Origin of the sequence: Micromonospora parva (assembly GCF_000718515.1) — a bacterium.
GTDB classification, from domain to species: Bacteria; Actinomycetota; Actinomycetes; order Mycobacteriales; family Micromonosporaceae; genus Micromonospora; species Micromonospora parva.
On the sequence record NZ_JNZS01000011.1, the window covers coordinates 130,366 to 148,995 of the forward strand.

Genomic DNA, 18,630 nt, shown 5'->3' on the forward strand with positions numbered 1-18,630 from the left:
ATCGGTCCGCCGACGACGCATCAGCACGATCCCGCCCAGCGCGGCAGCGCCGAGCAGGCCCGCCCCACCAGTGGCCAGACCCCGGTCGGTGCCGGTGCTGACGCCGCCGTCACCGCCGTCGACACCGCCGTGCGGCAGCACGACCAGCTCGCCCTCGCCGCAGGAGCCCTTGAGCTCGTAGCGACCCGGCTTGGCGTCCTTGTCGACAGTGGCTTCGCCGTAGTAGACGAACTCGCGCTCCTTCTTCCAGTCACGCTCGTCCGAGCCGCGCTCGTCCTTGCCGTAACCGCCGCGCTCGTCCGAGCCGTACTCGGAGCCGTGCTCGTCCTTGGACTCCCAGCCCTTGTCCGAGCCGTATTCCGAGCCGTGCTCGTCCTTGGACTCCCAGCCCTTGTCCGAGCCGTATTCCGAGCCGTGCTCGTCCTTGGACTCCCAGCCCTTGTCCCCGAGCCGTGCTCGTCCTTCGACTCCCAGTCCTTCTTGTCACGGCTGTCTTCGGCGTCCTGGCCGTGCTCCTCGCCCTTCCAGTCCTTGCCGTTCTCGTCGCCGTAGGCGTCGGCGGCAGCGCCGGCACCCTGGCCGCCCTTGTCGTCCTTGCCCTTGTCGTCCTTGCCGTGCTCGTCCTTGCCGTGCTCGTCCTTGCCGTTCTCGTCCTTGCCCTCGTGGTCCTTGCCCTTGTCGTCCTTGCCGTGCTCGTCCTTGCCGTTCTCGTCCTTGCCCTCGTGGTCCTTGCCGTTCTCGTCCTTGCCGTGTTCGTCCTTGCCCTTGTCGTGGTCGGAGGAGTTCTCCCCCTCGCGCCAGTCGCGGTCCTCACCCCGGTCCTCACGCGCCGGCTTGAGCTTGACCTTGCCGGTGACCTTGGACCACACGTACGCGTGCTCCTGGCGATCCGGGCAGATCTCGAGGAGCTTGACCTCGTCGCCGGCCTTCACGACGTGCGGCTTGGCGTAGACCTTGCCATCGTCGTGGCCGTCGGCGAACGCGATCCCCGGTGCGAACACCAGGAGCGACGCGCCGCCGAGCGCGGCGCCCGCAACGACCTTCCCGAGCATCTTCTTAGCCATGACCTGCGTCACTCCATCCCTGTTGTCCTGAGCCCGGCGACAACCGAGCTAAGACCGACGTTAGACGGTTTCATGACTTATGAAGTGAAAGATTCGCGTTTTGACCTTTGTTCCGGTAAGAGGCAAAGGGGTGGTACGCGGCTTTCGGCGCGCTGAGTGTGGTGTCAGGCGGGCCGTAACGCGGTAGGCGCGCTCGCGGCGTTCGGAGCACCTCGTGCTCGCCCCGCCCAGTCATCCGGTACCGGCGGCTGCGGCCGCACCGTGCCGCTAAGGCGCGGTCGGGGGGTATCGTCCGGAACGGCTCCGGCGACGCATCGAGCCATTGCCATGGAAGCGCTCCCATGCAAGAATCGGCGAACGCGGTTCAGAGAGCCACACCGTGCAGGCAGGCAGTCGAGGGCACCCGTTCATCGGGCGACATGCCGCCGCCGATCGACCGGCCGCATCGGGTCGGGCACCACCACCATCGCCCGTCCGGGTCGGGCGCCCCCGAAGAATCCCGTTGGCGCCGACGGTCGTCCGTGCAGGACGCCCATCGGGCCGTCCCGCCGGGCCGTACCTGGGCCCGGTCTCGCCCAAGGAGATCAGTGGCATGAATGTGTGGAGAAGGCTAACCGGCCCACGCCGGGCCCTCGCGCTCGCCGGCGCGGGTGCCCTGGTCGCCGGTGGGCTCGTAACGATTCCGGTCACCGCGGCGCAGGCCGCGACGCAGTGCGATATCGCGTACACGAGCAACGACTGGCAGGGCGGCTTCACCGCGAACATCACCATCAAGAACGTCGGTGACCCGCTGAACGGCTGGACGCTGGGCTGGACCTTCCCCAACTCCAGCCAGCGGGTGCAGCAGGGCTGGTCGGCCACGTTCACCCAGTCCGGCAGCCAGGTCACCGCCCAGAGCCTGTCCTACAACGGCACCCTGGCCACCGGCGCGTCGACGAGCATCGGCTTCAACGGCGCGTGGAGCGGCAGCAACCCGAAGCCGACCTCGTTCACCCTGAACGGCGTGGTCTGCAACGGTGGCACCACCCCGCCGACCACGCCCCCGCCGACCGACCCGCCGCCCACTGACCCGCCGCCGACCGACCCGCCGCCCACCACCAACCCGCCGCCCGGCACCAAGGTCGACAACCCCTACGTCGGGGTGCGCGGTTACGTGAACCCGGAGTGGAAGGCCAAGGCGGACGCCGAGCCCGGCGGAAGCCGGGTCTCCAACAACCCCACCGCCGTCTGGCTGGACCGGATCGCCGCGATCAACGGCACGCCGGACAGCAGCTCCAACGGTGCCTTCGGGGTGAAGGACCACCTGGACGAGGCGCTGCGCCAGGGCGCCGGTTACATCCAGTTCGTGATCTACAACCTGCCCGGCCGGGACTGCTCCGCGCTCGCCTCCAACGGTGAGCTGGGCCCGGACGAGCTGCCCAAGTACAAGGCCCAGTACATCGACCCGATCGCCGCGATCCAGGGCGACTCGAAGTACAGCAGCCTGCGGATCATCAACATCATCGAGATCGACTCGCTGCCGAACCTGGTGACCAACACCTCCGGCCAGCCTGGCGGCACGGTCATGTGTGACACGGTCAAGGCCAACGGTGCCTACGTCAACGGTGTCGGCTACGCCCTCGCCAAGCTGGGCTCGATCGGCAACGTCTACAACTACATCGATGCCGGTCACCACGGCTGGCTCGGCTGGGACTCCAACTTCGGCCCGAGCGCCGAGATCCTGAAGACCGCCGCGGTCGCCTCCGGCAGCACGGTCAACAACGTGCACGGGTTCATCACGAACACCGCGAACTACTCGGCGCTGCAGGAGCCGTACTTCAAGGTCACCGACAACGTGAACGGCCAGACGGTGCGGCAGTCCAAGTGGGTCGACTGGAACTTCTACGTCGACGAGCTGTCGTTCGCCCAGGCGTTCCGGACCAAGCTGGTCTCGTTGGGCTTCAACTCGAACATCGGCATGCTGATCGACACCTCCCGCAACGGATGGGGTGGCTCCGCGCGGCCCACCGGACCGGGTGCCATGACGAGCGTCGACACCTACGTCAACGGTGGCCGGGTCGACCGACGCCTGCACCTCGGCAACTGGTGCAACCAGGCCGGTGCCGGTCTTGGTGAGCGGCCGCGGGCCAACCCGGCGACGGGGATCGACGCCTACGTCTGGGTGAAGCCGCCGGGTGAGTCGGACGGCTCCAGCAAGGAGATCCCGAACAACGAGGGCAAGGGCTTCGACCGGATGTGCGACCCGACGTACGGCGGCAACGCCCGCAACGGCAACAACCCGTCCGGGGCGCTGGGCGACGCGCCGATCTCCGGTGCGTGGTTCTCCGCCCAGTTCCAGGAGCTCATGCGCAACGCCTACCCGGCGCTCTGATCGGGTAGCTCACGCACCAACCCGCTGCCAGTGGTTGGTGAGGCACTGTTGGCAGCAGGTTCCCCCCGGGTCCCCGGCCCGACCGTCACAGGTCGGGTCGGGGACCCCCCTCGCCCCGGTCAGGGCACCGTGCGTTCGATCGCCGCCCGACCCTGCTCAGCCAGGTCACGGCGGGCCCTGTCCAGGTTCTCCGGCGTCAGGTCCTGGCCGCGGGCCATCACCAGGTCCTCCGGCTCCCACTGCTGTTCGCCGCCGGTGCGGATGTTGTCCCCGCCAGCGCCGGTGCCCGTCCCGGTCGCCCCGGTGCCGGCAGCGTACGGATCGCCGATCAGATCGTCGGTGTCCGGTGCCAGGTCGTCTGGTCGGTTGCGGGGTTCGGCGAAGCTCGGCGTGTCTCGGTCGGGGCCACCTCCGGTCCGCAGTTGCGGCACGGTGGCGTCATCATCCACCGCCGAGGCCACCTCGGGGCTGTCCTCCAACGGCGGTTGGCGATCGCGATCGGTCATCGTGCTGCCTCCTGTGTCCGACACGGTGCCTGATTTCCTCACGTACCCCTTCGTGTCGCGCTCATGCCGGGCGGCCCGGCCGTCAGGCGCCGGGCTGGTGCTCGGTGGGGGCGGCGGGTCAGGCCCCGGGCTGGTGCTCGTTGGGGGTCGGCGGCTCCGCCGGGCGCAACCACTGCCAGAGCAGCATGAGCAGGCCGAAGACGAGCATCGCCAGCCCGGCCCACAGGTTGATCCGGACGCCCTCTGCCTTGTCGATCTCGGCCCGGCTGTCGAAGATGCCGATCAGCGTCACGATGATCCCGTACGCGACGAAGAGACCACCGATCACCCGGCGGATGTCGAACAGCCGGGCCGCGGCGGAGCGCCGCTGCTCCTCCTGCGTCTCGTCGATCAGCGGGTCCTGTGCCGGCTGGCCGTCGTTGCTCATCTGCCGACCCCTTTCCTCAGAAGACCGGGATGTAGAAGAGGGCGGCCAGCGCGACCGCGATCAGACCGAGCAGCACCGGGGAGCGGTACCAGACGGCGTCCCCGGCGAGCACGTCGCCCTTCAGGTCGACGCCGCCCATGCCGTACACCAGCCCGCGCAGTTCCTCGTCGCGCTTGGGCGAGGTGAGCGGGGTGATGATCGCCGCGACCACCACCGCGGTGGCGAACGCCAGACCGGCGCCCCAGAAGCTCTCCTCCAGGTCGGAGTTGAAATCGACCACACCGCCCTTGTAGAGCAGGTAGAGGCTCAGCGACACCAGGGTGCCCAGCAGCAGTGACCAGAAGCCGGCCAGGGCGGTCATCCGCTTCCAGAACATGCCGATGATGAAGGTGGCGAACAGCGGCGCGTTGAAGACGGAGAAGAGCGCCTGGATGTAGTTCATGATGTTGCTGAAACCGGCCGCGATGAACGCGGTGCCGATCCCGATCACCACGGCGGCGACCGTCGCCCACCGGCCGACCCGCAGGTAGTACTCGTCCGAGCGGTCCCGGCGGATGTACGCCTGCCAGATGTCGTAGGTGAAGACGGTGTTGAAGCCGCTCACGTTGGCCGCCATGCCCGCCATGAACGAGGCGAGCAGGCCGGTGACCGCCACCCCGAGCACGCCGTTGGGGAGCAGGTCGCGCATCAGCAGCGGGATGGCGTTGTTGTACTGGAGGTCGCCGCTCTCCGCGCCGAGGCCCTTCACGGTGACCAGGGCCACCAGGCCGGGGATGACCGTGACCAGGGGAATGAACAGCTTCGGGTACGCGGCGATGATCGGCGTACGCCGGGCGGCGCTCATGTTCTTCGCCGACAGGGCACGCTGCACCTCGGCGAAGTTCGTCGTCCAGTAGCCGAACGAGAGCACGAAGCCGAGGCCGAAGACGATGCCGATCCAGTGCGCGCCGAGCGGGTTGGCCGTGCTGCCGGTGTCCTGCCACGCGTGCAGGCCCGCCTCTCCGAGTTTGGTGTCGGCGACCGCGTCCATGAGGCCGTTCCACCCGCCGACCTTGACCAGGCCGATCACCGTGACCGGAATGAGGCCGGCGAGGATGACGAAGAACTGGAGCACCTCGTTGTAGATCGCCCCGGACAGGCCGCCGATGGTGATGTACGCCAGGACGATCGCCGCCCCGACCACGATCGCCGTCCAGAGCGGCCAGCCGAGCAGCGCCTGCATGACGAGGGCCAGCGCGTAGAGGTTCACGCCGGCGATCAGCACCTGGGCGACGGCGAAGCTGAGCGCGTTGAGCAGGTGGGTGGGGCGGTTGAATCGCAGCCGCAGGTATTCGGGGACGCTGCGGACCTTGGAGCCGTAGTAGAAGGGCATCATCACGATGCCCAGGAAGACCATCGCCGGGACCGCGCCGATCCAGTAGTAGTGGACCGTCATCACGCCGTACTGGGCCCCGTTCGCGGCCATTCCGATGATCTCCAACGCGCCCAGGTTCGCCGAGACGAAGGCGAGACCGGTCACCCAGGCCGGCAGGGAGCGGCCGGAGAGGAAGAAGTCGACGCTGGTCCGGATGGCCCGTCGGGCGGCGAAGCCGACCCCGAGGACGGTGACGAAGTACAGCGCCAGAATCAGATAGTCCAGGCCGTTCATGTTGAGCCGGAGACCGTCGCCGTCCATCCCGCCACCCCTCGTCCCGACGTCCGCGCTGGTTGCCGCGCGCCCTATTACCCCGCCTGCGCGGTTTCACGCCTGGAGGTGGGAACCGTCCTGTTCCACCCCGGTCGGGCGGTCTGGGGGCGCCCGGGCGCCGACCAGCGCGCGCAAGAGGGCGCCCCGGCCGTCAGGGCCGGGGCGCCGCCTGTCTGCGGGGTGGGTCAGCGACCGAGGACGCGGTCCAGGAAGTCCCGGTAGTTGCGGACCGCCATGCGCAGCTGCTCGGTGTCGGCCGAGCCGGCGTCCTGCCACCCGCCCAGCGTGGTCTTCTGCGCGGCCAGTGCCGAGGAGAGGGCCTGGATGGCCTCCTCCACCAGCGACTGCGCCTCGCCGGCAGCCGCCTTCGGGTCGTCGACGAAACGCAGCTGCACGTCCCGCCAACGGTCCCGGAAGCTCTGCGCGGTGTCCGGTTCGAGGAGCGTGGCCGGCCCGGCCGCGACAGTCGACCCGGCGGGTCGGGATGTTCCGGCGGCCGCCAGCGTGGGGCTGGTGTCGTCGCCGGGGACCGGTTCGCCGTCCGCGTCCGGGTCGACCATCTCCGGTGTGGCGCTGCCGTAGCCGGCCGCGCCCGCCGCGGCGGCCTCCCGATCGCCGGTCAGATCGCCGCGTCGCTCGGGGTCGCCGTTCGTGCTCCCCGGCGGGACGACGGTCCGCGCTGACGTGTCCGCGTCGGCGCGGTCGTCGACGTCGCTGCGGTTGTCGACGTCGGTGCTGTCGACGTCGACGTCCGAGTCGCGGCGGTGCAGCTCGGCGGTCGGGTCGGCGCGCAGACCCTCCCGCTCGCCATCCTCGGCGCCGTCGCCCGGCTGGGCGGTCCGCTCGGCCCGGGGGTCCGGCTGGTCCTGCGGGCGCGGGCTGGCCAGCGCGGAGGCGGCCACCGCGTCGGCGACAGTGGTGGCGCCGAACGTGGTCGGCAGCGGCCCCGGCTCGTGGAAACCGCCCTCGTCGGTGGACCGGTCGTCGCGTCGGTGGCGTGGGTCGGAGTCGTCGGTCAGCTCGTCGTCGGCCGGGTCGTACGCGCCATCCCGGTCGGTGTCGTCGGCCCGGTCGGTGTCGTCGGTCCGGTCGTGGACGGTGCTTTGGTCGTCGAAGGTGCCCCGGTCGTCGAGGGCGTCCTCAGGGACGTCGGAGCGGCCGGACCGGTCGCCGGCCGGGGGTACCGGCACGGGCGCGGACCGCACGGCCTCCGGGTGGTCGTTGCTCACCTGCTGCTCTTCCTGGCGCATCGGTGGCCTCCTCAGCGGCTCGTGGTGTCGTGGTCCGGGTGGTGGCGCTGCTCGGGCGTCTGCTGGCCGACCGGCTCCTCGCCCAGCAGGTCGGCGAAGAGTGCGCGGTAGTGCACAACCGCCTGCCGCAGCTCCTCGGTGTTGGCCTCGCCCCGGGAGTTGCGCAGGTGGATCTCGTGCGCGTCCCGGTAGTTGGTGAGGGTGCGGGCGTGCTCGACGGAGAGGTGGGCGATCTGGTCGGAGAAGTCACCGGTCGGGTAGCCCTGCTCTTCGATGAGCCGCGTGACCAGTTCGTCCGCGTCGCCCACGGTCTCGCCGGGGGAGTCGATGAAGCGGACCTGAAGTTCCTCCCAGGCGGCGGCGTACCGGGCCCGGGACTCCGGGGTGAGTGGGGTGAGCGTGAGCTCGGCATGCCGGCGTTCCCGGTCGCGCAGTTCGCGCTCGGCGGCGGACCGGCTGTCCTGCTCCGCCACCACCCGGTCGTACTCCGGGCCGAACCGGTTGCGGAGCGCGCGACGGTTGGTGAGCGAGCGGGCGGCCACGGCCAGCACCGCGACGATCACCAGCACGACGAGCACGATGACGACTATCTGCGTGGACGACATGGGCTCCTCCTTCGTCATCTGGTATTCCCTCCGCGCAGTGATCGCCAATCCCGATCCGAGACACTTTCCTGACGAGGCCCCAACTGCCCCACCTGCCAGAATCTGACTCGTTCCAGAAAAGTGGGATTCGGACCACGCCCGCGCACATCCCGGAGCGTCGATGTCGGCGCGACAGGCGGTAGTGCAACAGCTCTCGATTACGTATCCTGCCCAAGGCGCCCGCGCCGGTGCCCGACGAACGGCCGGGCGCGCAGCCGGCCGGAGCGTTGCCCGGCGGTGCCGGCGCCCCTCCTGCCACCCTGTACGGGCGAGGTCTGATGAAAACCCGCGACTGGCCGATCCGCTCGAAGCTGACCGCGTTGGTCGTCGCGCCGGTGACCGCGCTCCTGGCGTTGTGGATCTTCGCGACCTCCCTGACCTTCGGTCCCGCCCTGAACCTGCTCTCCGCCCGCACCCTCCTGTACGACCTGGGTCGCCCCGGCGAGGCGGTGGTCACCGAGCTGCAACGGGAACGCCGGCTCTCGGTGGTGCAGCTCGCCGGCGACGCCGAGCTGCCCGCCCTCGCCGAGCAGCGCGGGCGCACCGACCGGGCGGTCGCCGAGCTGCGCCGCCGGGTGGACGGCGAACCCCTGCGCGACGCCGCTGACGACCTGCTGGAAACCCGGATCGACCAGCTCATCACCGCCCTGGCAGCGCTGCCCAGCGGGCGGACGTTCATCGACGACCGCAAGGTGGACCGGGCCGGCGCGCTCAACCTGTACAGCGGCATGGTCTCCGCGGCCTTTCAGGCGTTCGCCGGCATGGCGACCCTGACCGACCCGGGAATCAACCGGCAGGCCCTGGCGCTCACCGCGCTGGGCCGCTCCCGGGAGCTGCTCGGCCAGAGCGACGCGCTGCTGGCCGGCGCGCTGACCGCCGGACGGTTCGCCGAGGGGGAGCACACCCAGCTCGTCCAGGCCATCGGCAACCAACGGTGGCTCACCGAGAGCGCCGTGGCCGACCTGCCCGAGAGCAGCCGGGTCGCGTACCAACGACTGACCGAGGGCGAGGCGTTCACCCGGCTGCGCGCCATGCAGGACGCGCTGGTCGTACCCAGCCGGTCCGGCCGACCGGCGGTCGACGCGGCGGCCTGGCAGGCCAGCCAGGACGCGGTGCAGCAGCAGCTGCGGGACTTCGAGCTGTCCGAGGCGGACGCCCTCACCGACCGTTCGGTGCCGATGGCGGTCCGCATCCTGGTGCGGCTGGCCGCCGCCGGGGTGCTCGGGCTCGTCGCCGTGGTCGTCTCGGTGCTGGTGGCGCTGCGGGTCGGCCGCACCCTGGTCCGGCGGCTCAGCGGCGTCCGCACCGCCGCGCTGGAGCTGGCCGAGCACCGGCTGCCCGACGTGGTGACCCGGCTGCGCCGTGGCGAGCAGGTCGACGTCGCCCGGGAGGCGCCGCCGCTGGAGTACGGCCACGACGAGATCGGCGAGGTCGGGCGCGCCTTCACCGAGGTGCAGCGCACCGCCGTGCAGGCCGCTGTGGACGAGGTCACCCTGCGGCGCGGGCTCAACGAGGTCTTCCTCAACATCGCCCGACGCAGCCAGAGCCTGGTGCACCGTCAGCTGCACCTGCTGGACCGGATGGAGCGGCGCAGCGAGGACCCGGACGAGCTGGCCGAGTTGTTCCAGGTCGACCACCTGGCCACCCGGCTCCGCCGGCACGCCGAGGACCTGGTCATCCTCGCCGGCTCCGCCCCCGGCCGCGGTTGGCGCAACCCGGTCGCGATGGTCGACCTGATCCGTGGCGCGATCTCCGAGGTCGAGGCGTACGAACGGGTGGACATCACCAACGTGCAACCGGCCGGCGTGCTGGGGCGGGCCGTCGGCGATGTCATCCACCTCCTCGCCGAGCTGGTCGAGAACGCCACCGCCTTCTCTCCGCCGGACACCCGGGTCACCGTCACCGGGGCGCAGGTGGCCAACGGGTACGCCCTGGAGATCACCGACCAGGGGCTGGGCATGTCCGACACGGCGCTGGAGACCGCCAACACCCGGCTGGCCAGCTCGCCGGAGTTCGACCCGGCGCAGAGCGCCCGACTCGGCCTGTTCGTGGTGGCCCGGCTGGCGGCCCGGCACGGCGTACGGGTGCGGTTGCGGCCGTCGGGGGAGGGTGGCGTGACCGCCGTGGTGCTGCTCCCCGGCGACCTGATCACCACCGAACCGCCGGCCGGCCCCGACCCGGCCACGCTCGGCGCCGCGTCGGCCGACCCGGGCCGGCGACTGGTGCGGACGGCACGCCGGGGCGCGGTGACCCGACCCCGTACCCGCCCACCGACGGCCCCGACCGGCAGCACGGCCCCGCCGGCCCCGCCCACCGGCGCGCCGACCTCGGTCACCGCGCCGGCCAGCACGCCCGACGAGGGGCCGGCGACCTCCGACGAGCCGGACGACGAGCTGGACGGGCTGCCCCGCCGGGTGCGCCGCCGGACCCCCGCCGCCCAACCCCGGTCGACAGTCGGCGACACGCCGTCACCCCGCTCGCCCGAGGAGGTCCGCCAGGTGATGGCGGCGCTGCAGGCCGGCACGGCGCGCGGCCGTGCCACCGCCGTCACCCCGACGGCACCGCCGTCAACGGGCCCGACGACGCCGACCGGCAGCGCGGTCCCGACGGCACCCACCGACCCGCCGACGAGCCCCGAACCACCGACCGCGACTGAGAGGGACGCCTAGTGCGGCATTCGACGAAGCAGAGCGCCGGCCTCGACTGGTTGCTCGACGAACTGGTGCAACGGGTACCGGCCGCCCGGGAGGCGGTGGTGCTCTCCGCCGACGGCCTGCTGCTCGGCTGCTCGGCCGAGTTGGAACGCTCCGACGCCGAGCACCTCTGTGCGCTCGCCGCCGGGTTCTCCAGCCTGGCCCGCGGCGCCAGCCGGCACGTGGACGGCGGCCCGGTGCGACAGACGGTGGTGGAGATGGAGGCCGCGTACCTCTTCGTCACCACCGCCGGGCAGGGCGCCTGCCTGGCCGTGGTGAGCGACGCCGACGCGGACATCGGGCTGGTCGCGTACGAGATGGCGATGCTGGTGATCCGGGTGGGGGAGAGCCTCGCCGCACCGGCCCGATCGGCAGCGGACGCCGGAGATGCGGACTGAGCCGCCCGGGCCGCAGCACGAGTGGCTGGACGGTGACGCCGGCCCGGTGATGCGCCCGTACACGCTCACCCGGGGCCGGGTACGCTCCGCCGTCGACAATTTCAACCTGGTCGCGTTCGTGGTGGCGGCGGACGTCGACCCGGCGGGTCAGGCGCACCTGCTGCCCGAGCATCGACGGCTCGTCGCGTTGGCCAGCCGGCCGGTGTCGGTGGCCGAACTGGCGGCCGAGTTGGACCTCGCTGTCGGCGTGATCCGGGTACTGCTCGGTGATCTCCTCGCCGAGGGCCTGGTCGCGGTGCACGAGCCGCCGAAAGCCGGCATCCTTCCCGACGACGACATCCTCAAGGCGGTGGTCAGTGGACTCCGTGCGCTGTGACCAGGTGGGCACCAGCACCACCATCCCGCTGGCACTGAAGATCCTCATCGCGGGAGGCTTCGGGGCCGGCAAGACGACCTTGGTGAGCGCCCTGAGCGAGGTCCGTCCGTTGCAGACCGAGGAGGTGCTGACCGGGGCCGGGATCGGCACCGACGACATCTCCGGCGTGGAGGGCAAGTCCACCACCACGGTGGCGATGGACTTCGGCCGGATCACCATCAACGACGACCTGCAGGTCTACCTGTTCGGCACGCCGGGTCAGGACCGGTTCTGGTTCCTCTGGGATGAGCTGGCCTTCGGCGCGCTCGGCGCGGTGGTGCTCGCCGACACCCGGCGACTGGCCGACTGCTTCCCCTCCATCGACTACTTCGAGCAGCGCGGCATCCCGTTCGTGGTGGGCGTGAACTGTTTCGACGGCTCCCGCCGGTTCAACCTGGAGACCGTACGCCGAGCGCTCGACCTGGACCCGGAGGTGCCGATGGTGCTCTGCGACGCCCGGGACCGGCAGTCCGGGAAGATGGTCTTGATCTCTCTGGTGGAGCACGTGGCCCGGCAGCGCGGTGAGCCGGTGCCGGCCGCCTGAGAACCGGGCCGGAAAGCGGGTTAACGGGCGGGCAACGCGGGCACGCTCTGGTTGGATCAACGGAGGATGCCGGCGGAGGAGTGGTACGTGAGCGGTCAGGGTGAGGTCGTCCACATCGGCTGTTACACCGCGCAGAGCGGTGGACGGGGCAGCGGCATCGTCGCCGCACGTCGCGACCCGACGACCGGGGCGCTGACCCCGCTCGGCACGGTGGCGGTCACCCCGTCCCCGTCCTTCCTGGCGCGGCACCCCACCCAGCCGGTGCTCTACGCGGTCAACGAGCTGACCGACGGGGAGGTCAGCGCCTGGCAGGTCGGTGCGGACGGCGCGCTGGACCCGCTCGGCAGCCGGTCGACCGGCGGGGCCGAGCCCTGCCACCTGGCGGTGCTGCCCGGCGGCGATCACCTGCTGGCGGCCAACTACGGCAGCGGCAGCATCGCGGTCTTCCCACTCGACCCGCGGGGCGTGCCCGGCGACCGCACCGACCTGGTGGTGCACGAGGGGCACGGCCCCGACCCGGAGCGCCAGGACCACGCCCACGCCCACATGGTCTCGCCGGGACCGGGCCGGGGGCCGATCCTCGCCGTGGATCTCGGCACCGACTCCGTCTACCGGTACGACCTGGACACGGCGACCGGACGACTGGTGCCGCGTGCGCCGCGGATGCGGACCGCGCCCGGAACCGGTCCCCGGCACCTGGCCCGGCACCCGGACGGACGGCGCTGCTACCTCGTCGGTGAGCTGGACGCCTCGGTCACCGCGTACGAGCTGACCGACGACGGCGCGTTGCACCAACGCGGGCGGGTCGAGGCGAGCGAGCGAGCCGGCCACGTCCAACCGTCGGAGGTCGCTGTCACCCCGGACGGCCGTTTCCTCCACGTCGCCAACCGTGGGGCGGGGACCGTGGCGGTCTTCACCCTGGCCGGGGAGTTGCCCGAGCTGGTGGCCGAAGTGGACACCGGTGGCGAGTGGCCCCGGCACTTCGCCCTGATCGGGGAGCACCTCTACGTCGCCGACGAGCGGGCGGACATGGTGCGGGTGTTCCGGCGCGACGCCGAAACCGGCGTCCCGGAGGCGGTCGGCGAGCCGGTTCCGGTGCCGAGCCCGACGTGCGTTTTGCCCTGAACGATGGTTTAGAGACGTGAGCGCCGCACTCGTTTGGCAACGCCACGAGGCTGCTACGTCACTCTGTGTTGCAAAAGAGAGGTCAACTGTTTCTCCTGCGTAACTTTAGTCCGAACGGATGTGGCAGAGACGGCACCTAGTACGCAAGATGGTCACCGTGTCAGCAGGCCGCCATCGCATGCGTTCGAAACTCCACCTAGCCGCCGCCGCCGCAACGGTCGGGGTGCTCGTCGTCACGACGGGCGCGTGGTTCGGCTATCGGGAGTTGATCCAGCCCAGCTGCTCGGGGGAGATCCGGCTCGCCGTGGCGGTCGCCTCCGAACTCGCGCCAGCGGTGGACGCGGCGGCGTCCCAGTGGGTGAAGGACGGCGCGGCGGTAGGCCCGACCTGCATCCGGGTCGACGTTTCCGCGTCCGACCCGGTCGACGTCGCGGCCGTGGTGGCGGCCAAGCACGGCGCGGTGCTCGCCGGCGTGGGGCAGGCCAGCGGCACCGCCGTCAGCCCCGACGTCTGGGTGCCCGACTCCTCGACCTGGCTGCTGCGGTTGAAGAAGGACGCGACGGCGTTCGCTCCGACCAACGGCGCGTCCATCGCGCGCAGCCCGATCGTCGTCGCGATGCCCGAGCCGATCGCCACCCGGCTCGGCTGGCCGGACAAGAAGTTCAACTGGACCGACCTGCTCAAGCAGGTCAACAGCAGCACGCCGCTGCGGACCGGGATCGTCGAGCCGACCCGCGACGCGGCGGGCCTGTCCGGACTGCTCTCGCTGACCGCCGCCGCCAGCGCGGCCGGCGGCGACGCCCAGCGCAACACCGTCGGCGCGCTGCGCGCACTGGCCACCGGCCGCTCCTCGCTCCGCAACGACCTGCTGGCCCGTTTCCCCACTGCCAACGACTCCACGTCCATCGCCAGTGGTCTCGGTGCGGCGGCCCTGTCCGAAGAAGACGTGATCGCGTACAACAGCAAGAAGCCGCCGGTGCCGCTCGCCGCGCTCTACATGGAGCCGGCGCCGATGCCGCTGGACTACCCGTACGCGGTGCTGCCCGGCATCGAGCCGAGCAAGGCGTCGGCGGCCAAGGTGCTGTTCGAACTGCTCACCAGCCCGACCTTCCGTAACCGGCTCGCCGCGCAGTCGCTGCGTGCGCCGGACGGCAACTGGGGCGAGGGTTTCAAGGCGCCGCAGGGTGCGCCGAGCCCGTCCGGCGGCGCGCCCACCGCACCGGCGAACGGCGGCACCGCGGCGGGTGGCCTGGACCCGGCCGCCATCCAGCGGGTCGTCTCCAGCTGGTCGATCGCCACCCAGTCCGGTCGGATGCTCGCCGTCATCGACGTCTCCGGCTCGATGAAGGAGCCGGTGCCCTCCGCCAACAACCGCAGCCGGGAGGAGGTCACTGTCGACGCGGCCCGTCGTGGCCTCAGCCTCTTCGACGACTCCTGGTCGATCGGTCTGTGGACCTTCTCCACCCAGCTCGTCGGCAACCGGGACTACCGGGAGCTGGTCCCGATCGGCCCGCTCTCCGGCCAGCGCGGCCAGTTGGAGGGCGCGCTCGCGACCATCAAGCCCTCCAGCGGCGACACCGGCCTCTACGACACGATGTTTGCCGCGTACCAGGCGGTCCAGGAAAACTGGCAGCCCGGCCGGGTCAACTCGATCGTGCTGTTCACCGACGGCAAGAACGAGGACGACAACGGTCTCAACCAGCAGCAGCTGCTCGGCAAGCTCAAGCAGGCCGCCGACCCGGAGCGGCCGGTCCAGGTCATCATGATCGGTATCGGTGAGGGCGTCAGCAAGGCGGAGCTGGAGTCGATCACCAAGGTGACCGGTGGCGACGTCTTCGTCACGAAGGATCCGAGCGAGATCGGCAGCATCTTCCTCAGCGCCATCGCGCGGCGCCCGCCAGCACCGCGCTGATCCGACGCTCAGCGGTCGGGGAGCCTGCCACACCCGTCGATCCGGTGTGGCAGGCCCCTTTTCGGCCCGCCAGTTGTTGAAGAAAAGTGACGGCAATACGTCGGAAGCAATCGGCAGTCATAGTTGTCAGGGCAGGATGTCGACTGTTCCGGCATGGTCGGTCCGCCTCCGGTCCGACCCGTTGGCCGGGGCCATCCTGTACAGAGTGGGAGGGCCGGTGAGCGTGGCGACACTGTTGACCCCCGCCACGTCGGCGGAGCCCGATGGTCAACGCACCGGGCTGCTGGCACGAGCCGACGAACGGTCCTACGTCCGGGTGCTGGTGGTGCTGGACACCACCATCCTCATCATCGCGTTGCTGATCGGGTACGTCACCCGTTTCGGTGAGGGCGAGCCGACCGGCTCGGAGATCCCGTACGTGCTGGTCGCCCCCGGGTTGGTGCTGGCCTGGCTGATCTCGCTCAAGGCCCTCGGCTGCTACGACGACCGGGTGATCGGCTACGGGGCGGACGAGTACCGGCGGGTCAGCTCCGCCAGCCTGCGCCTGGCCGGGGCGATCGCCATCATCGGCTACATCGCCGACGTCGGAGTCTCCCGGGGCTTCCTGGGCATCTCCTTCGCGGTGGGCACGGTCGGGCTGGAGGTGGCCCGATTCGCCGCCCGCAAGCGGCTGCACCGGGCCCGCTCGCTCGGCGCCGGCTGGTCCCGGAAGGTGCTGGTGGTCGGCGACACCGCCCACGTGTTGGAGTTGGTCCACACGTTGCGTCGCGAGCCGTACGCCGGTTACCAGGTGGTGGGCGCCTGCATCCCGGACGCGCTGCTCGCGCCGGTGGCGCAGCGGCTGGGTGACGTGCCGGTGGTGGGGTCGTTCCGGGGCATCCCGGAGGCCGCCACCGCGATCGGCGCGGACACTGTCGCGGTGACCGCCTCGGGTGAGCTGACCGCGACCCGGCTGCGCCGCCTCGGCTGGCAGTTGGAGGGGACCGGCGTCGACCTGGTCGTGGCACCCGCGCTGACCGACGTCGCCGGCCCGCGGATCCACACCCGCCCGGTCGCCGGACTGCCGCTGATCCACGTCGAGGCGCCCGAGTTCCGCGGCGTTCGCAAACTGGTGAAGGGTTTCGTCGACAGGTCCGTCTCGTCGCTGGCGCTGGCGGTGCTGCTGCCGCTCATCGCGTTCATCGCCCTGGCCATCAAACTGGACAGCCGGGGTCCGGTGCTGTTCCGGCAGGTCCGGGTTGGCCGGGGCGGGCAGGAGTTCGGCGTGTTCAAGTTCCGCACCATGGTGGTGAACGCGGACGCGCTGCTCGCCGAGTTGGCCGCCCGCAACGAGACCGACGGCCTGATGTTCAAGATGCGCCACGACCCCCGGGTGACCCGCGTCGGCCGGCTGCTGCGCAAATGGTCACTGGACGAGCTGCCGCAACTGGTCAACGTGCTGCTGGGGCAGATGAGCCTGGTCGGGCCGCGCCCGCCGCTGCCCTCGGAGGTGGCCCGCTACGACGGTGACGTGGCCCGGCGGCTGCTGGTCAAGCCCGGCATGACCGGCCTGTGGCAGGTCAGTGGCCGCTCCGACCTGAGCTGGGAGGACGGCATCCGGCTCGACCTCTACTACGTGGAGAACTGGTCCCTCACCGCCGACCTCACCATCCTCTGGAAGACCTTCGGCGCGGTGCTGAACGGCCGCGGAGCGTACTGACCACAGGTCACGGCTGCGGGCCGGTCCAGTCCAGGCAGACGACCACCGCGTCGTCGACCAGGTCACCGGCCACGAACGCGCGCAGATCACCGATCAGCGACCGGACCGCGTCCAGCGGTGCCATCGGCCCGGTCCGCCGTAGGAACCGGTCCAGTGCCGTCTCGCCGTAGCGCATGTGCTGACCGGTGGCCTCCACCACCCCGTCGCTGACCACGAAGACCCGGTCGCCGAGTTCCAGGGGGAACTTCTGCTCGTGGTAGTCGGTCGCCTCGAACATGCCCAGCGGAAACTGCGCCTCCAGCGGCTGCTCGCTGACCTCGCCGCCGCGGAGCAGGACCAGTCGGGGCGACCCGGCGTCCACCACTGTCATCATCCCGGAGCGCAGGTCCAGCTCCATCAGCAACGCCGACAGGTGCTGCTCGCCCCGGTACAGGTCGTAGATGGCCTGATCGGCGAGGGCGGCCTGGTCGGCCAGGCTCAGCCCGGCCCGTCGCGCGTTGCGCAGCGCGTGGGTGGCCAGGGAGGTGAGCAGGGAGGCGGCCACGCCCTCACCGGTGCCGTTGATGGTGGACAACCAGAGCCGCTCCCCGTCGTCAGACCAGTCGAAGCCGTCGCCGCGCACGGCGTACGCCGGCTCCAACTGCCCGGCCAGGCTGAACGAGGGACGGATCCGGCTGCGGCCGGGAAGCAGCTCCCACTGCATCTCGGCGGCCAGGGTGAGGCGTTGGGTGCGCCGAGCCGCCCGGTAGACGTCGGTGCCGGCGGAGACCGCCGCCACCTCGTGCGCGAGCGCGGTGGCGACCTCGGCCAGCGCGTTGACGACCTCCTGGTCGTCCGGCACGGGCGACAGCCGCAGCACCCCTCGGCGCTCGCCACGCATGGTGACCGGCATCCAGGCGACGCCGTCGGTCAGTAGCGGCGACTGGTGGTCGAAGGCGCGCCAGGCGGGGTGCCCGGGGCTCGTGATCGAGTCACCGTCGGTGAGTGGCAGCAACTCCGCGAGCCGGTAGTCGACCTGGTACAGCTCAACGTCGGTGATCCCGTACGACCCGGCGAGCACGTCCCCGATTCCACCCACGAGCCGGTCAGCTGGTGTCTCGTTCAGGGCACGTCGTGCCCGATCGACCGGTTTGCTCATCGTCACTCCCTCGCTGAAAGCTCGACCACCAGTGGGTTCGGAGTACTCTCGGGCCACCATGGCCGAACTGAACCGTCCGACGGACCCCGAGACGAGTATGGCTGCCGCGCTGGACGCGGCGGCCGCTGCCCTGCTCGGGATCTGGGAATCTGCCCGGGAGGGGACCGCCAACCGGGTCTCCGGTGCCCAACTACGGGCAGTGATGGTGGTGGAGCAGGCCGACGGGATCAACCTGCGTCGGCTCGCCACCCGACTCGACATGCTGCTCAGCTCCGCCAGCCGCCTCTGCGACCGGCTGGTCGCCGCCGGCATGCTGGAGCGCGAGCCGGGCCGCTTCGACCGGCGGGAGATCTCGCTGCACCTCACCCCGGAGGCCCGCCGGCTCCTCGCCGAGCTACGGGCCAACCGCCGGGCCCAACTCGACGCCGTGCTGACCGGGATGAGCCGGGAGGGCCGCGACGCGCTGCTGCGCGGAATGCGGGAGTTCGACGAGACCGCGCGCCGCCAGCAGGAGCAGCGGCCGGCGACGCCCGGGGAGCCGCCGGGCCCGGGGGACTGGCCGGACGGCCCGGACCAGCCCGGTGGGCGGTCGGGGGACTGGTCGGTCGATTCGGCGCGGCAGACCCGTGGGTTGTGGGCGGGCGCCGCTGGCGGTCCGGATCCGACGGCCGGCAGCACCCGGGAGTGGCCGGCCGGCGACCCGCCGGTGGCACGTACCGCCTGACCAGGCCGGTCGGTCGCCGTCGGTCAGGCCGGT

The 18,630-nt window shown here is 71.2% G+C and carries 16 protein-coding genes; 9 read left to right on the forward strand and 7 right to left on the reverse strand.

Annotation, left to right across the window (positions count from 1 at the left end):
* Window positions 1–20: 20 nt before the first annotated feature.
* The gene (locus IF22_RS35040; protein ID WP_245233657.1) at window positions 21–1,064 is read right to left on the reverse strand and encodes a hypothetical protein; all 1,044 of its coding nucleotides are present in this window, start codon (window positions 1,062–1,064) and stop codon (window positions 21–23) included.
* 592 nt (window positions 1,065–1,656) lie between these two features.
* Here IF22_RS35040 and IF22_RS0117455 point away from each other — a divergent pair.
* Window positions 1,657–3,435 carry a glycoside hydrolase family 6 protein gene (locus tag IF22_RS0117455; protein ID WP_030333258.1) on the forward strand — a complete coding sequence of 593 codons (1,779 nt, stop codon included), beginning with the start codon at window positions 1,657–1,659 and terminating at the stop codon, window positions 3,433–3,435.
* A gap of 119 nt (window positions 3,436–3,554) precedes the next feature.
* On the opposite strand, the gene IF22_RS0117460 is transcribed toward IF22_RS0117455, so the two are convergent.
* From IF22_RS0117460 to IF22_RS0117480, 5 genes are all read right to left on the reverse strand, one after another.
* Complete coding sequence (locus IF22_RS0117460; protein ID WP_030333260.1) at window positions 3,555–3,941, reverse strand: hypothetical protein; 387 nt, start codon at window positions 3,939–3,941, stop codon at window positions 3,555–3,557.
* A 118-nt stretch (window positions 3,942–4,059) separates the two neighbouring features.
* On the reverse strand, window positions 4,060–4,368 hold the full coding sequence (locus tag IF22_RS0117465) for a hypothetical protein (RefSeq protein WP_030333261.1): 309 nt from the start codon (window positions 4,366–4,368) through the stop codon (window positions 4,060–4,062).
* A gap of 16 nt (window positions 4,369–4,384) precedes the next feature.
* Window positions 4,385–6,043: a sodium:solute symporter family protein gene (locus IF22_RS0117470; RefSeq protein WP_030333262.1), complete on the reverse strand. Its 1,659-nt coding sequence runs from the start codon at window positions 6,041–6,043 to the stop codon at window positions 4,385–4,387.
* 197 nt (window positions 6,044–6,240) lie between these two features.
* Window positions 6,241–7,305 carry a hypothetical protein gene (locus tag IF22_RS36455; RefSeq protein ID WP_030333263.1) on the reverse strand — a complete coding sequence of 355 codons (1,065 nt, stop codon included), beginning with the start codon at window positions 7,303–7,305 and terminating at the stop codon, window positions 6,241–6,243.
* A gap of 11 nt (window positions 7,306–7,316) precedes the next feature.
* The gene (locus IF22_RS0117480; protein WP_030333264.1) at window positions 7,317–7,910 is read right to left on the reverse strand and encodes a hypothetical protein; all 594 of its coding nucleotides are present in this window, start codon (window positions 7,908–7,910) and stop codon (window positions 7,317–7,319) included.
* A 317-nt stretch (window positions 7,911–8,227) separates the two neighbouring features.
* On the opposite strand from IF22_RS0117480, the gene IF22_RS0117485 reads away from it, so the two are divergent.
* The 7 genes from IF22_RS0117485 to IF22_RS0117515 all read left to right on the forward strand — a co-directional run bounded on the left by IF22_RS0117485 (window position 8,228) and on the right by IF22_RS0117515 (window position 16,735).
* Entirely contained in the window at window positions 8,228–10,618 is a 2,391-nt protein-coding gene (locus tag IF22_RS0117485; RefSeq protein ID WP_030333265.1) for a sensor histidine kinase, read from the forward strand.
* Window positions 10,618–11,040, forward strand: coding sequence for a roadblock/LC7 domain-containing protein (locus IF22_RS0117490; protein WP_030333266.1), 423 nt, complete (start codon window positions 10,618–10,620; stop codon window positions 11,038–11,040). Before IF22_RS0117485 ends, IF22_RS0117490 begins: the two co-directional genes overlap by 1 nt.
* Window positions 11,030–11,416, forward strand: coding sequence for a DUF742 domain-containing protein (locus IF22_RS0117495; RefSeq protein ID WP_030333267.1), 387 nt, complete (start codon window positions 11,030–11,032; stop codon window positions 11,414–11,416). Before IF22_RS0117490 ends, IF22_RS0117495 begins: the two co-directional genes overlap by 11 nt.
* Window positions 11,397–11,999 carry a GTP-binding protein gene (locus tag IF22_RS0117500; RefSeq protein WP_030333268.1) on the forward strand — a complete coding sequence of 201 codons (603 nt, stop codon included), beginning with the start codon at window positions 11,397–11,399 and terminating at the stop codon, window positions 11,997–11,999. The genes IF22_RS0117495 and IF22_RS0117500 overlap by 20 nt, the downstream gene beginning before the upstream one ends.
* An 87-nt stretch (window positions 12,000–12,086) precedes the next feature.
* The gene (locus tag IF22_RS0117505) at window positions 12,087–13,124 is read left to right on the forward strand and encodes a lactonase family protein (RefSeq protein ID WP_030333270.1); all 1,038 of its coding nucleotides are present in this window, start codon (window positions 12,087–12,089) and stop codon (window positions 13,122–13,124) included.
* 157 nt (window positions 13,125–13,281) lie between these two features.
* Window positions 13,282–15,036 (forward strand): substrate-binding domain-containing protein, encoded by a 1,755-nt coding sequence (locus IF22_RS0117510; protein ID WP_030333272.1) that lies wholly within the window; start codon window positions 13,282–13,284, stop codon window positions 15,034–15,036.
* 217 nt (window positions 15,037–15,253) lie between these two features.
* Window positions 15,254–16,735: a sugar transferase gene (locus IF22_RS0117515; protein WP_030333273.1), complete on the forward strand. Its 1,482-nt coding sequence runs from the start codon at window positions 15,254–15,256 to the stop codon at window positions 16,733–16,735.
* Between the two features lie 7 nt (window positions 16,736–16,742).
* Here the strand turns inward: IF22_RS0117515 and IF22_RS0117520 are convergent, their stop codons facing one another.
* The gene (locus IF22_RS0117520) at window positions 16,743–17,873 is read right to left on the reverse strand and encodes a PP2C family protein-serine/threonine phosphatase (protein ID WP_030333275.1); all 1,131 of its coding nucleotides are present in this window, start codon (window positions 17,871–17,873) and stop codon (window positions 16,743–16,745) included.
* Between the two features lie 58 nt (window positions 17,874–17,931).
* On the opposite strand from IF22_RS0117520, the gene IF22_RS33140 reads away from it, so the two are divergent.
* A complete protein-coding gene (locus IF22_RS33140) occupies window positions 17,932–18,597 on the forward strand; it encodes a MarR family winged helix-turn-helix transcriptional regulator (protein WP_245233658.1) in 666 nt (221 codons plus the stop codon).
* Window positions 18,598–18,630: the final 33 nt, after the last annotated feature.